This window comes from Halomonas campaniensis (assembly GCF_002211105.1).
Classification (GTDB): domain Bacteria; phylum Pseudomonadota; class Gammaproteobacteria; order Pseudomonadales; family Halomonadaceae; genus Vreelandella; species Vreelandella campaniensis_A.
In genome coordinates this window covers 1-12,800 of the sequence record NZ_JPUA01000049.1, presented here as the reverse complement: position 1 = coordinate 12,800, position 12,800 = coordinate 1, and the positions used below count along the sequence as shown (strand labels likewise).

At 54.2% G+C, this 12,800-nt stretch carries 15 protein-coding genes; 7 read left to right on the top strand and 8 right to left on the bottom strand.

Annotated features, from left to right (window positions below; genetic code table 11):
• Window positions 1-99: 99 nt before the first annotated feature.
• The 7 genes from flhC to JI62_RS20795 all read right to left on the bottom strand — a co-directional run bounded on the left by flhC (window position 100) and on the right by JI62_RS20795 (window position 5,493).
• Complete coding sequence (flhC, locus tag JI62_RS20825) at window positions 100-642, bottom strand: flagellar transcriptional regulator FlhC (protein WP_088702012.1); 543 nt, start codon at window positions 640-642, stop codon at window positions 100-102.
• Window positions 639-971 carry a flagellar transcriptional regulator FlhD gene (gene flhD / locus JI62_RS20820; protein WP_088702011.1) on the bottom strand — a complete coding sequence of 111 codons (333 nt, stop codon included), beginning with the start codon at window positions 969-971 and terminating at the stop codon, window positions 639-641. The genes flhC and flhD overlap by 4 nt, the downstream gene beginning before the upstream one ends.
• 106 nt (window positions 972-1,077) lie before the next feature.
• Entirely contained in the window at window positions 1,078-1,371 is a 294-nt protein-coding gene (locus JI62_RS20815) for an EscU/YscU/HrcU family type III secretion system export apparatus switch protein (protein ID WP_088702010.1), read from the bottom strand.
• Window positions 1,355-2,767 carry a flagellar hook-length control protein FliK gene (locus JI62_RS20810; RefSeq protein WP_240513320.1) on the bottom strand — a complete coding sequence of 471 codons (1,413 nt, stop codon included), beginning with the start codon at window positions 2,765-2,767 and terminating at the stop codon, window positions 1,355-1,357. Before JI62_RS20810 ends, JI62_RS20815 begins: the two co-directional genes overlap by 17 nt.
• On the bottom strand, window positions 2,764-3,174 hold the full coding sequence (fliT, locus tag JI62_RS20805; protein ID WP_088702009.1) for a flagellar protein FliT: 411 nt from the start codon (window positions 3,172-3,174) through the stop codon (window positions 2,764-2,766). The genes JI62_RS20810 and fliT overlap by 4 nt, the downstream gene beginning before the upstream one ends.
• Before the next feature lie 7 nt (window positions 3,175-3,181).
• Window positions 3,182-3,598 (bottom strand): flagellar export chaperone FliS, encoded by a 417-nt coding sequence (fliS, locus tag JI62_RS20800; protein WP_088702008.1) that lies wholly within the window; start codon window positions 3,596-3,598, stop codon window positions 3,182-3,184.
• Window positions 3,599-3,801: 203 nt separating this feature from the next.
• Entirely contained in the window at window positions 3,802-5,493 is a 1,692-nt protein-coding gene (locus JI62_RS20795; RefSeq protein ID WP_088702007.1) for an HD domain-containing phosphohydrolase, read from the bottom strand.
• A 331-nt stretch (window positions 5,494-5,824) separates the two neighbouring features.
• On the opposite strand from JI62_RS20795, the gene JI62_RS20790 reads away from it, so the two are divergent.
• Window positions 5,825-6,190 (top strand): flagellar protein FlaG, encoded by a 366-nt coding sequence (locus JI62_RS20790; RefSeq protein WP_088702006.1) that lies wholly within the window; start codon window positions 5,825-5,827, stop codon window positions 6,188-6,190.
• A gap of 11 nt (window positions 6,191-6,201) precedes the next feature.
• Here the strand turns inward: JI62_RS20790 and fliE are convergent, their stop codons facing one another.
• Window positions 6,202-6,534, bottom strand: a complete 333-nt coding sequence (fliE, locus tag JI62_RS20785; protein ID WP_022520939.1) for a flagellar hook-basal body complex protein FliE — start codon at window positions 6,532-6,534, stop codon at window positions 6,202-6,204.
• Between the two features lie 258 nt (window positions 6,535-6,792).
• Here fliE and fliF point away from each other — a divergent pair, with 258 nt between their 5' ends.
• From fliF to JI62_RS20755, 6 genes are all read left to right on the top strand, one after another.
• Window positions 6,793-8,565, top strand: coding sequence for a flagellar basal-body MS-ring/collar protein FliF (fliF, locus tag JI62_RS20780; protein ID WP_088702005.1), 1,773 nt, complete (start codon window positions 6,793-6,795; stop codon window positions 8,563-8,565).
• On the top strand, window positions 8,558-9,565 hold the full coding sequence (fliG, locus tag JI62_RS20775; RefSeq protein ID WP_088702004.1) for a flagellar motor switch protein FliG: 1,008 nt from the start codon (window positions 8,558-8,560) through the stop codon (window positions 9,563-9,565). Before fliF ends, fliG begins: the two co-directional genes overlap by 8 nt.
• The gene (locus JI62_RS20770) at window positions 9,558-10,331 is read left to right on the top strand and encodes a flagellar assembly protein FliH (RefSeq protein ID WP_088702003.1); all 774 of its coding nucleotides are present in this window, start codon (window positions 9,558-9,560) and stop codon (window positions 10,329-10,331) included. Before fliG ends, JI62_RS20770 begins: the two co-directional genes overlap by 8 nt.
• 11 nt (window positions 10,332-10,342) lie before the next feature.
• Window positions 10,343-11,737: a flagellar protein export ATPase FliI gene (gene fliI, locus JI62_RS20765; RefSeq protein ID WP_088702002.1), complete on the top strand. Its 1,395-nt coding sequence runs from the start codon at window positions 10,343-10,345 to the stop codon at window positions 11,735-11,737.
• Window positions 11,734-12,186: a flagellar export protein FliJ gene (gene fliJ, locus JI62_RS20760; protein ID WP_088702001.1), complete on the top strand. Its 453-nt coding sequence runs from the start codon at window positions 11,734-11,736 to the stop codon at window positions 12,184-12,186. The genes fliI and fliJ overlap by 4 nt, the downstream gene beginning before the upstream one ends.
• A gap of 19 nt (window positions 12,187-12,205) precedes the next feature.
• Window positions 12,206-12,800 (top strand): hypothetical protein (locus JI62_RS20755; protein WP_141101345.1); only part of this gene is annotated, 595 nt, incomplete at its 3' end.

Below are 12,800 nucleotides of genomic sequence, written 5' to 3'. Positions count from 1 at the left end.
TAGCTATCTACGCCGATACGCTCATACTTTACGACCAAGCACTCATCACTACGTCTTATACCCTAATTTTTGCTATTGGTGGCGAGGTCGATGAGGTTGTTACATTTTTTCACTATTCTCTTGCTGTGCTTTGCGTGTTTTTCCCGCCCGTGAAGGTGGCTGACATATGCCGCAGACGTAATGCTGAGCAGGGCTGTGGGCATGCGCCACAAACCGCCCGCCACAGCGTGTGCATAGATTCAGCTGGAGTAAATCACTCTCGAAAAAACGTATTAACGTCCAAGCTCGGGTCAGCCCAAGTACCGGCTCTACCTTTTCCAACGACATTTGTTCGTCATAGAGCCGATACGCTTTGACGAAGGCATCGATTCGATCGCAACCTGCCGCGTCCTTGAGGCTTAAATAAATATTGTAAAATAAGGACGAATGAACATTGGGAAGCCAGGTAATAAACCAGTCAGTGGAAAAAGGCAGCATCCCCTTGGGAGGAGACATACCCCGCACTTCCTTATACAGCTTGATCAAACGCGTACGGCTCAATTCTGTTTCTGTTTCCAGCACTTGCAACCGTGCCCCCAGCTCAATCAATTCGATTGCCAACTGCACTTGGTGCATTTCATCGATCAAGCTTTTCTGGCTCATTTTGTCTCCTCCGAAGGCATTGGCTCAAATGTTTCTCCAGCCAATAACAACGAGGCATGTAAGCCAGCCAGGCCCTGGTCGCGTGGATTATCAGTAAGCTGGCGAAGCCGCTCGGCACTCATTTGACTAAACCGGCACAGCAGCTGACTGGTTCGCGCCAGCTTGGTCAGTTGGCGCGCGCTCAGCGACACAATCAGATCAGCGACATCGCTATCTATTTTTAATCGAAACATAGCAGCCTCACGATCTTCATCAAGCAAGCGCTGCGCCAGAAGCAAATAAGCTAAATTAATTTCCTGAATTTCATCGAGAAAGTTGGTTTGACTCATGATGTCCCATTGAACGACTCAGGCGCGATGTTGTGACCATTATACTGGCGCCGTTAATGACTTTTTATTACCGAACCTCATGGTTACACACAATGTCTGTAATTGGCTACTCAGGCATTTCACGATGACTTAGCCCCTCTTCTGATAACTCGAACACCCATACCAGGAGTTCTGCGACGATTTGATAAAGGCCTGGGGGAATTTCTGCGTCCAAATCCAGTTGCATTAAAAGCGCTACCAGCTCGGGGGCATCATGCACATAGATCCCCTGGCGATGTGCTTCTGCCATAATACGCTCTGCCAAGTCCCCATAGCCTTTCGCCACCACCCGAGGCGCACGATCATTCTCCTGATAGGCCAAGGCAACAGCTTGGCGGCGGCGTTCACCCGGCGTTGTCATAGGCAGCCTCTGCTTCGATATAACGTGCGCGAAGCTGCACTTTTTGCAAATCCAAGGCGCTTAGCCGCTTCTCAAGTGCGGGCAACCCGGCATCGATACGCTGATAAACCTCTGTGCTGTCAGTGGTGAAATCGATACTCAGCACATGTCGATAGAGCCAAAGGGATGCATTGAAAGCTCCCAAGTTGGGAACCTCTAGCTGCATATCAGAGCGCCACCCTCCATCCGGCTCGCCCTCTTGCGGCTTGCCCTCCGCCCCCTCCTCGCGGGCAGGCAGATTGATGACCAAGGCCATAAAAATGCCTGCCCAGACATCGCCTTCCCAGCGAATCGTCGGCATCACCAGCATTTCAAGCTGCTGGCGTACGAGACTCTGCAAGCTTTCGTGGACGACCTCGCGAGCTGGGCGATGGGCCATCAACTCTGCGGCCTCCCGAGCCTGGCTTATCTCTACCCTAGCCTGATGCCCGTCGCGCACCTCGGCAGGCGTTGCAACAGAACCAGCCTGGGCGGGGCTAGGCGACACCTGCGAAGCCACAGCGGGAGCCTGAGTCGTAGTAGCCGACGCAGCCGTCGAACCAGTTGCTACAGAAAGCCCCCCCCCTCCCGGCAAGCGAGCTGCTAATCCCTGCTCATGGGCTACAGGTATTAGCGGCACATTAGGCAAAATCGTCATCCCACCCTGCACCACTGGCGTAGCTGCCAACGGCGCCAGCGGCGCTGAAGCCAACGCTGCTGTGGAGCCAGCAGATGGGGCAGTTGTAGACACAGCAGCCGAGGGTGCTGTAGATGGAGGTGCAGAAGCTGGAGGCGCCGCAGTGGAAGACGCCGGCGCAGTGAGAACCCCACTCAAGCTTGTCGGCAAAAGCGAAGCAAGTGAACGAGGGCCAGGCTGCATCTGCGGTTGGTTCATTAGCTGCTGGCGGGTTCCTTCCCCCTGAAACCAGCGCTTTAGGTGCGACTCATAAAACAGACCACTATCGCGAATACTGGCCTCTAAGCGCGTTGCTAATGTACTCGCCGTTGGAGTTTCCTGACTGGTAATAAGAGGCGCTTCTGCTCGCATCACTGAAGGAGGCGCAGGGAAACGCAGCAAAACATCAGCGATCGTCCTCGCAGCAGGGCTAAAATGTGTCTGCGTAGACCCCGGCGGAGAGGACGGCGCTTCCCCACGGGGTAGTGCTCGCCCCCCATCGGCGGGAAGTGGCAACCGTTTTAAATCGCTTAACGGTGACGCTCGCCCATCCAAATTCGCATCGCCCATCACTGCCCGCGGCCCCTGGCCTGGGTGAACAGGCTTTACGGGCTGATCCAGCGCCCGCTGCAACGACAACTCCCCTTGCCGGCCCAGCACCTGGTGCAAGAGCGTATCAATAAGGGGAGTGATACCGCTCACGATGACCTCGTAGCGTCAGGATCATCCGCCTCGTAGGCTACCGCAGTGCCTTGCTGGGGTGCATAAGCACGGTGCAAGTCTCGCTGACGCTGAGAAACTTCAATTAGCTTGCCCAACTCATCACGACGAGACACCAAGCGACGCCGAATCTCCACATCATGCTCAAGAATACGCTCAAGTAGCTCTACTTTCCGCTGCTGGGCAGCCGCATCAAGCGCAACGTTAGTATCCAGCTCACGCAGCTGCTCCACTAGCACCACATAGCTTGTACGCTGATCGATCAGCTCTGCCCACTGCTCGGCATTCGCAAGTTCATGCATATATTCAACGCGGCTCAATAGCGTTTCATAGCTAGCGAGCAACGTCTGTTGAGCATTTTTATCATGAGCAGGTGTAGATGCTGACATTATTGCCTCACGCGCTCTGCTGTTGACCGATATCACGCCAGGCTGAAGCGATATCTTCGAGAAGGCGCTCGGCCTGGTTTAAGCTCTCTTCATCATTACGCAGATTCGCCGCCAACAGCAGGCGAGCGATATAGTCATAAAGGGAGGCTAAGCGCTCGGCAATTTCGCCACCTTTCTCTTGATCAAGGGCGGCGGCAAGACCGTTATTAACGATATCCAGCGCTTTCGAGATCGACTTCCCTTTTTCGACGGTATTGCCCGCCTGAATATGAATACGCGCAGCACGAATAGCAGCCTGGGCACCGTCAAACAACATAACGATAAGCTGATGTGGGTCTGCCGACATCACTCCGCTTTCTACGCCGACACGCGCATAAGCGTTAGCTCCCCGCCCATAGGCGGCGCCACCGCGAGAGTAAGTCATAAGCGGAACTCCTGTGCGTGGTTTTATGCCCACTTTAGATAATGGGAAACCACGGATAGTAAAAGACAAAAATAGACTACGTACTGCACTATGAGTAACTATCGGCGCGGATCTGGGTGACTTTAATGACTCATAACGCTTTTTTTCAGCGTTGTTATGACAACTACCAACGCTTAACGCCCACCAACACCGCGCTACCTCCCTCAGGTAGACACGGCGATCTCACCTACCGTTCGACCAAGTCGCTCAGTAATATTATTGCGCACAACCGCCCCCACATTGTCACGCATGGGCGGCTCAACCTGTGGCGCGAGCAGTACCTCTGTGGGGTTGCCCTTAGCATCAATGCGCAATATCCAACCCTGCTGTTGACTGGAAAAACGCGCCAACGAGCCCACGGGCAGCCCTTTAAAATGATCGATGTAGCGCTTAATCCAGCGCATATCGAAGTGGTGTGGGTGCTGCAATAAATGGCGATAAATTTGCTGCGCTGTTTTAGCAGACCGATCTGTACGGTCGCGACGCATTGCCTCTACGACGTCGACAACAGCACTCGCTTTAGCCAACTCACTGAGGTCAGCCCCACTCAACCCACCGGGATACCCGCTACCATCCATGCGCTCATTAATCCCGCCAATCACCGCCTGAGCCACGCCTGCCGATAGCCACTGACAGCCATGCAACCGATCAAGCAGCAATTGAACATGCTCACTGATCGCTTTTCGATGACTCGCTTCAAAGTGCGGCGCTTTAAACAAAACCTGAGGAACCAGCGCTTTGCCAAGATCATGTATAAGACCGCTAGCCACTATCGCCTTGCGCAGCTCGCGGGGCATGCTGGCACCCACAAAATCGAGCAAATGAATGGCCACGGCAATACCGTGGCGCACTATTAAAGGCTCTGGAGATAAACAGCGTGATGCGAATAGCAGCGCTTCGCGATCCTCTTCGTGAAGATCCAATATGCGATCAGCATAGCGAGAGAGTTGGCGCCCATCGATATCACTACCTTGCTGCAATGCCAGTAATTGCGCATCCAAGTAGGCAGCGACTTTTACCAGCCGGCGCGCCATAGGGGTAGCGTAGCGCTGGACGTCACGGCGCCCAAGCAGCTCTCCAGCACCTGATCGCTTGCTTGGCAGGGCGAACAGTGGAGAGGGCTGACGCTCGCTCTGCTGCTCTTTTTTATAGCGAGCGGCCTCGCGCTCTATTTCACATACGAAATACCAAATTTGCCGCTCTTGCTCCGCGCTACACTCAACGAAGTTGAAACCGACACGGAGCAAGTGTCGCTCAGCATCCGTCTTTTGGTGGCGAGCTTCTCCAAGCACTTCAAAATACGTCCCATCGGGGAAGGTAAACGCCAACTTCAGGGGATTAGCGGCCTCGGCCAACAGGCCGCTGGCCGCCAATGGCAACTCAAGCTGGCAGCCGTCTTGGGATAAATCCCGCAGCTCACCTTCTATCTCAGCATCACCACCACCATATAAACCTGCCGACACCACCATCCCCATGCGCAGCTCAGCGCGAAAGGACTCACGACGCTGCAACACTTCCAACGATGCAGGATAATCACTGCAACACAAAAAGCGCCCTCCCGCCTGGCGCGTTTCTGTCAGGTGCAGCAGCGGCGTCTGGATCACTTTACCCTGCGCCTGCCCGCGTAAATAAAAAGCAGCCCCGCCCTGAAGGTGGTGAAGCAAATAATCAATTGAGGAGAGATCCATCACCAGGGCTTGCCCCAGGTGCTGCTCCATCAACACAATAGGTTCCGGGCGAGCCCCCGTTGCGGCAAGGCAGAGTGACACACCGCCCGTCTCTATCAAGGTATTCAGCAGAGACTCGATCACTATTGTGCTTGCTATTGTTTCAAACTCATCCTGCTGCGCCACCATTCTCGCCTCACTTACTCTTATGCGTTAATCAATTCACCGCAAAGCGGAGAAGCATATCAGATGCCAACAGCGCGGCGTATGCACAAAAAGGCACCACTCCCATACTTATTAAGTAGGCTATAGCAAGCAGGCACAGGAGGTTATATAGTCTTTGCTATTAATAACAAGTAAACACAACGTCATGCTGGAAAGTGTAAAGTTTTTCTGCCTTCTGCCGATAGCAGTGTAGAAACGCTTATTAATCAGTAAAAAAACCGGGCTATGGCTGCCGTTTCACGCTATTGCACCACTAACTGGCTGCCAAAGCTGACTTTAAAAAGGAACGTGCCCCATGAGCTCACTACCCACCGAAGCAATACCAACGCTGCCATCGGCCCTAAGTCATTTAAACCCACGTCAGCGGCTAGAAAACACACTGGCTCAGCTAGCCCCAACGAACACTCAGCTTAAAAGCACAGAAACCATCAAGCGGGAAACCTCTGCTGACGAACTCGTTCAACCCATTCAGCGCATTAACGAGATAATGCGTCCACATGGTTTAGAGTTCGAATTAAGCGAAGAAACCTCACGCGTGATTACGCGCGTTATAGACAGAGAGTCTGGGGAGGTCATACGCCAGATACCAGCAGAAGAAGTACTCGACATTGCCGAGCGATTAGAAGAAATGAACGGGCGAATCATTTCCATCGAGGCTTGAGTCCGAAAAGTCTAGACCTGCATGTTCATAACATCACGATATGCAGAAACCAAGCGGTTGCGAACCTGAAGTCCCATTTGAAAAGCAACGCTAGCCTTCTGCATATCGACCATTACGTCATTGAGCTGCAAATTGGGATCACCTGCCTGAAAGGCCATCGCCTGACTATTCGCCGTTTGCTGAAGCCGGTTAATACGCTGGATCGAGGCCTGCAGCTCGCCGCCAAATCCTCCTTGACCAACAGCGGCTGACGCCTGAGCACCACTAAGAGGCTGCGTGGATGCCGCCTGGGTCGCCATGCCTTGCATCTGTTGTAGCGCAGCCTGTATTGCGGGAGTACTCATACGCTCACCTCAATTCGCAAAAAAGATCTAATGCAAAAAGCCTAACACCAAAGCAACCCACCTCATACGGACAAATGCGCATAAAAAGCGGATCTTATCTTTCCTTTAGGCTCGACTAGCCACCGGATAATGGCCGTCATCACAATTCCGCCTCATCTTTTAGGCGGATAACCGCGATTGACGGATATAGCCTATGCCTTCTTTGGTGATGCGCCTGGGCCGACGCCAGTTTTGCTTGCCCCTTTGTTGGAGGGACGCATGAGCGAAACTGGTGCAACGGCAGGCCGTCAAAACAGTAAGAATCAAGCCGCTCCCCGCAGTGGAAGCACAGGTAGTGGAAATAGCGAACGCGATACCGCCAGCGGCTCGGCTTTTGAGCGAACGTTGAGTCAGTTGCGTGGCAATCCACTCGTCGCACTGCTTATTGCTGGTGCCGCCTCAATTGCTATTGTGGCGGCTCTCTTTATGTGGGCCAGCAGCCCTGAGTACCGCGTGCTTTACAGCAACCTGAGCGAAGCTGATGGTGGCAGCATCATCAATGAACTCGACACGCGTGGTATTCCTTACCGGTTCAGTGAAGGTGGCCAGGCGTTAATGGTGCCCAGCGACCAGGTTCATACGCTACGCCTACAGCTTGCAGAGCAGGGTCTTCCACGCGGCGGCAATCTTGGTCTGGAGTTAATGGATAGCCAGGCGTTTGGGATTAGTCAATTTGCTGAGCAGATTAACTATCAGCGGGGCTTGGAAGGCGAGCTGGCCCGTTCAATTGAATCTCTAGGGCCGGTAGAAGGCGTGAGAGTTCATCTCTCCATGGCTAAACCATCGGTGTTTATCCGTGATCGAGAGCCAGCGAAAGCCTCCGTTGTTCTGACCCTTTTACCTGGCCGCGTTTTGGGTGAAGGCCAAGTCAGCGCCATCGTCCACATGGTCTCAGGTAGCGTGCCAGAGCTTGCCGCGGAAGATGTCACCGTGGTGAATCAGGATGGCCGACTGCTGTCTGCCGAGACAAGTAATGGGAACGACCTGGATGGATCACAGCTTGAGTATATTACCGAGGTTGAGCGCTCTTACCAGCAGCGTATCGAGCATATTTTAACGCCCATTCTGGGGCGCGATAACGTGCGCGCCCAGGTTGCAGCGCAAATAGATTTCTCGCGGCGCGAGCAAACCTCTGAGCGTTACGGGCCAAATCAACCGCCTAATGAAGCAGCCGTACGTAGCCGCCAGCTAAGCCTTGCTTTTGATGGTGAAGACCCACTCTCCACAGGCATCCCAGGCGCACTCAGCAATACACCGCCGGGCGCCATGCCCTCCCCTATCAACCAACAGGAAGGCGAACAAGAAGGCGATCAACAGGAAGATGCCCCCCCAGAAGCGTTGCGCAACTTACGTCAAGACGACGTTATCAACTACGAAGTTGATCGCAGTATTGAGCACGTCCAGCACCGGCTCGGCCAAATAGAGCGACTCTCTGCGGCGGTCGTCGTGAACTATCGCACAGAGATGAACGATGAGGGCGAACCCGTGGAGGTTGCCCTAACAGACAACGAAGTGGCTCAAATTGAGCGTCTGGTTCGTCAAGCAATGGGCTTCTCGACCGTGCGCGGCGATGAAGTTGAAGTCGTCAACTCTCCCTTTGCGCGCAGTGCTGAGGAGAGCGTAGAGGTCGATTGGTGGAAAGACCCCAGCGTGCTTTCTCTTGCTGGCAAGGTGGGTCGCTACCTACTGGTTGCGCTAGCGATTTTATTGCTTTACCTGCTGATTTTGCGCCCTTTAATCAAGCGTTATACCCAGCCACCGGTGATGGCGACCGCAACGCCTGGGGGTACGCTGTCTGCTAGCGTAGGCGAGGAAGACGACGACGAAGACTTAGAGTCGTCAGACGAGACTGATGAGACCTACGCCAAGCCCAAGCGTCGGCGCAAAACCTCACTCTACGAGCATAACCTCAACGACCTGCGTGAAATGGCGCAGGAAGATCCCCGCATGGTCGCGATGATCATTCGTAGCTGGATGAATGCCAATGAGTAGTTCAATTGCTGAAATGAGCGGAGCCCGCAAGAGCGCTGTGTTGTTACTGGCACTCGATGAAGACAGCGCCGCCGAGGTGTTTAAGTATCTCGGCGCTGCTGAGGTGCAAGAAATTAGCATGGAGATGGCCAAGCTCAATCAGGTCTCACACGAAGAAATGAAAGCGGTGCTGGAAGCTTTCCATAAAGAGACCGAAGAGTTTGTTGCGCTGAACCTCAACTCCAGCGATCACATCCGCTCGGTGCTGACCAAAGCACTGGGTAGCGAGCGCGCAACCAGCTTAATTGAAGATATTCTGGAGACCACAGGCAGCAACTCGGGTATCGACGCACTCAACCTCATGGAAGCGTCCATGGTCTCCGAGCTAATCCGCGACGAGCATCCGCAGATTATTGCGACAATCCTGGTTCACCTGGATCGTCATCAAGCCTCAGATATTCTGGAGCTGTTTGAAGAGAAATTGCGTAATGACGTGGTACTACGTATCGCCACCTTTAGCGGCGTTCAGCCTGCAGCGTTACAAGAACTGACCGAAGTACTCACCAGCATGCTGGATGGCCAGAACCTCAAGCGCAGCAAAATGGGCGGCGTAAGAACGGCTGCAGAGATCCTCAACTTGATGAACTCCTCTCAGGAGGAGACTGCTATCGAAACCGTGCGTGCGCACAGCGAAGATCTGGCTCAGAAGATTATCGACGAAATGTTCCTGTTCGAGAACCTGCTGGATCTCGACAACCGCGCTATTCAAATGGTGCTGCAGGAAGTCGATACCAACTCACTGGTCGTGGCACTCAAAGGGGCTCAGGACGCTTTGGTCGACAAATTCCTGCGCAACATGTCACAGCGCGCCGCCGATTTAGTGCGCGAAGATATGGAAGCCCGCGGCCCCATCCGCGTCTCTCAAGTTGAAACCGAGCAGAAAACGATCTTGCAGGTCGTGCGGCGTTTAGCCGATTCAGGGGAAATCGTTCTGGCTGGCGGAGACGACGAGTATGTCTAATACTCACTCGCCTAAATTCGATCGCCATGGGGATTGGCGCCGCTGGCAAATGGATGAGCTGGCAACCACAAAGAGCAGCCATACCCCTGACGGCGAAGTGCCAACAGCTCACCAGCGCAAAGTACAGGCGGCACAGAAAGCGGCCGAGCTGGCACGCCAGCGTGAAGAGAGTGAACGCCAGGCGCTTCACGAGCGTATTCGCCAGCAAGCACAAAAAGAGGGGTATGACGCTGGCTTTGAACAGGGCCACAAAGAGGGACTTGAAAAGGGTTTAGAGGAAGCTGCCGAACAGGCAAAAACGGAGTTGGAAGCACAGATTCGCAAAACCGTTGCACCGTTGGAAACGCTGGGCAAGCAGTTTGCGGACGCCCTTGAACGTCTTGATGACACGATCGCCTACGACCTGGTCGAGTTAGCACTCGCCACCGGCAAACAGCTTGCAAGCGATGCCTTACGGGATACACCTGAGCAAATTTTGACCATTGTCCGCGAGCTACTGCACACCGAACCCCCTCTGGTAGGCCAGCAGAGGCTTTGGCTCAACCCCGATGATCACGCGCTAGTAGAGGAGCACCTAGGCAATGAACTCAGGGCTGCCAATTGGAAGCTGCAGCCCGATGACCAGCTTGCCCGTGGCGGCTGTCGGGTCACCAGTGCCCAGGGTGAAATTGACGCGACCTTCGAAAGCCGTTGGCTTGCTATCCAAGCCCAATCGCGCAAACGCGGCCTCAATTCGCCTCCCTCTTCTAACATTCCTTCATCCTAGGCGGATACGCTATGGCAGATACCACCTGTCCCCATCAACATCGCTGGAATAAGGCATTGCGACGCACACAGCAGCGTGTCAGCCATCTGCCTCGCTACCGCAATAGTGGCCGCGTGATTCGCGCGACGGGGATGGTGATTGAGGTGGTAGGGCTGCGTGTGGCGGTGGGCAGCGCCTGCCGGATTGAATTGCCTGGCAGCGATGGCCGGCTGACAGACAGCGATAGGCATGCAGAGGCAGAGGTCGTCGGCTTTTCTGGTGACAAGCTATTCCTGATGCCTCTCGAAGAGGTTGTAGGATTAATGCCTGGGGCTCGCGTTGCACCTCTTGATGAAAGCGGCAACAACAGTGCCCGTCGCTTCCCGATGGGCGATAGCCTGCTTGGGCGAGTACTGGATGGTAACGGCAACCCGCTGGATGATCGGGAGAATATAGATGAAACACCCCGAGCAACACTCAGCTCTCCGCCGCTCAACCCGCTTTCGCGCGCCCCCATTGATGCGCAAATTGACGTCGGCATTCGCGCTATTAATGCTCTGCTTTGCGTCGGTCGAGGTCAGCGTATGGGGCTCTTTGCAGGCTCAGGTGTGGGTAAGTCAGTACTGCTAGGCATGATGGCACGCTACACCAAGGCCGATGTGATCGTGGTGGGCTTGATTGGTGAGCGGGGCCGTGAAGTACAAGACTTCATCGATAACATTTTGGGCCCTGAGGGACGTCGGCGTGCTGTTGTCGTCGCCGCTCCCGCTGACACATCACCGCTGCAGCGCCTGCAGGGCGCCGCTTATGCGACACGCCTGGCAGAAGGCTTCCGTGACGAAGGTCGCGATGTTCTGCTGATCATGGATTCGCTAACACGCTATGCCATGGCCCAGCGGGAAATTGCTTTGGCGATTGGTGAGCCACCCGCTACTAAAGGTTATCCACCATCGGTTTTTGCCAAGCTACCGGGGTTAGTGGAGCGAGCAGGCAATGCTGAACGTGGCGGCGGCTCGATTACAGCGTTTTATACCGTGCTAACGGAGGGCGACGACCAACAGGATCCTATTGCTGATTCTGCTCGCGCCATTCTAGATGGGCACATAGTACTGTCGAGAACATTAGCGGAAGCAGGTCACTATCCGGCCATCGATATTGAAGCTTCAATTAGCCGTGCCATGACCGCTATTGCCTCAGCCGAGCAGCTTCAGGAAGCACGAGTGTTCAAACAACTGTTCTCGCGCTACCAGCGTAATCGAGATCTTATCAGCGTGGGGGCCTACAGTCCTGGTCATGATCCCCAACTCGACGAGGCAGTGAAACGCTTTCCATCGTTAGAAAGCTTCCTTCAACAAAATATTGATGAGTGTGCAACGCTTGCGGATGCTCGCCAAGCGCTGCACGCACTGGTAGGAGGGCGCGTATGAGCACTTCACAGCTTGAAATGTTGACTGACTTGGCCAGAGGCGCACGCGATCAAGCGGGCAAGATACTGGCTCAGGAGCGACAAACAGAACAGCAAACGACCGCTCAGCTACAGTCGCTGCTGAGCTATCGGGCGGAGTACGCCGAGCGCTTGCAAAAAGCGATGCGTGAAGGCATTGACCCTGCCACCATGTACAACTATCAACAGTTCCTGGCTTCTTTGGATGCGGCACTAAGCCGCGCTCGACAAGCCTTAGCTTCCCAACAGGCAAGTGTTGAGCAGAGTAAAAAGAACTGGCAACAAGAGCAGCGAAAGCTCTCTTCCTACGATACACTGGCGTCGCGTCGACTATTAGAAGAGCACCGCCGCAGTGAGCGTCAGGAACAAAAAACGAATGATGATCTGGTGACAAGCCGTGCGGCTCGTCAACATAACGACACTCCGCATTAGCGGTGCCAGGGAACTGAATATGAACATTCACCAGTTGCTTTCGGTCAGTCAAAGTTCACCTCAGACACAGTCTCCAGGTGCTTTTAACCGTCAAGACCCAGCCAACGGCTTATTCCAACAGGCGCTGTTACAAGCGTCTGGTACTCAGCGAAACTCGTCGTCATCTGGGCTTGGTGACGTTAGCGCTTCTCAGGCGCCCTTACAGCAAAAACAGCTCGATGCACTCGACAATCTAGTTTCCGATACATTAGAAGTCGACGCTGAAAGTTTGAGCACGGCACTTGAAGCCCTGGGGCTGGATGTCAGTGAGAGCGGCTTTTCTCAACTTCTCGCCCAGCTACAGCTGCCGAACTCAGACATCAGCGCGAACCCGCTAGGTTTAGAGAGTCAGCAATTCTCGACACCTCTTGACGAGATTGCTGGCCGTCTCGCACTCATGGCTTCGTTTACTGAAAGTAGCCCTGTAGCGCAGTTGGTCGATACACCAGCGCTCAAAGCAATTATCCAGTCTCTCAGTATGGATAACAGTGGGTCTGTGCAGACTATCGACCCAGCAGCACTGGAAGCCATTGCTGGTCAGTTAAATATTAGTCAGACAGAAGCTGCGCAGTTGG

Excerpts from the sequence above, each read along its gene's own strand:
- fliI (WP_088702002.1), top strand. The coding sequence starts at position 10,343 with ATGGCAGATACCACCTGTCCCCATCAACATCGCTGGAATAAGGCATTG.
- fliF (WP_088702005.1), top strand. The coding sequence starts at position 6,793 with ATGAGCGAAACTGGTGCAACGGCAGGCCGTCAAAACAGTAAGAATCAA.
- JI62_RS20815 (WP_088702010.1), bottom strand. The coding sequence starts at position 1,371 with ATGACAACGCCGGGTGAACGCCGCCGCCAAGCTGTTGCCTTGGCCTAT.
- fliS (WP_088702008.1), bottom strand. The coding sequence starts at position 3,598 with ATGACTTACTCTCGCGGTGGCGCCGCCTATGGGCGGGGAGCTAACGCT.
- JI62_RS20790 (WP_088702006.1), top strand. The coding sequence starts at position 5,825 with ATGAGCTCACTACCCACCGAAGCAATACCAACGCTGCCATCGGCCCTA.
- fliE (WP_022520939.1), bottom strand. The coding sequence starts at position 6,534 with ATGAGTACTCCCGCAATACAGGCTGCGCTACAACAGATGCAAGGCATG.
- JI62_RS20795 (WP_088702007.1), bottom strand. The coding sequence starts at position 5,493 with ATGGTGGCGCAGCAGGATGAGTTTGAAACAATAGCAAGCACAATAGTG.
- flhC (WP_088702012.1), bottom strand. The coding sequence starts at position 642 with ATGAGCCAGAAAAGCTTGATCGATGAAATGCACCAAGTGCAGTTGGCA.
- fliJ (WP_088702001.1), top strand. The coding sequence starts at position 11,734 with ATGAGCACTTCACAGCTTGAAATGTTGACTGACTTGGCCAGAGGCGCA.
- JI62_RS20770 (WP_088702003.1), top strand. The coding sequence starts at position 9,558 with ATGTCTAATACTCACTCGCCTAAATTCGATCGCCATGGGGATTGGCGC.
- flhD (WP_088702011.1), bottom strand. The coding sequence starts at position 971 with ATGAGTCAAACCAACTTTCTCGATGAAATTCAGGAAATTAATTTAGCT.
- fliG (WP_088702004.1), top strand. The coding sequence starts at position 8,558 with ATGAGTAGTTCAATTGCTGAAATGAGCGGAGCCCGCAAGAGCGCTGTG.
- fliT (WP_088702009.1), bottom strand. The coding sequence starts at position 3,174 with ATGTCAGCATCTACACCTGCTCATGATAAAAATGCTCAACAGACGTTG.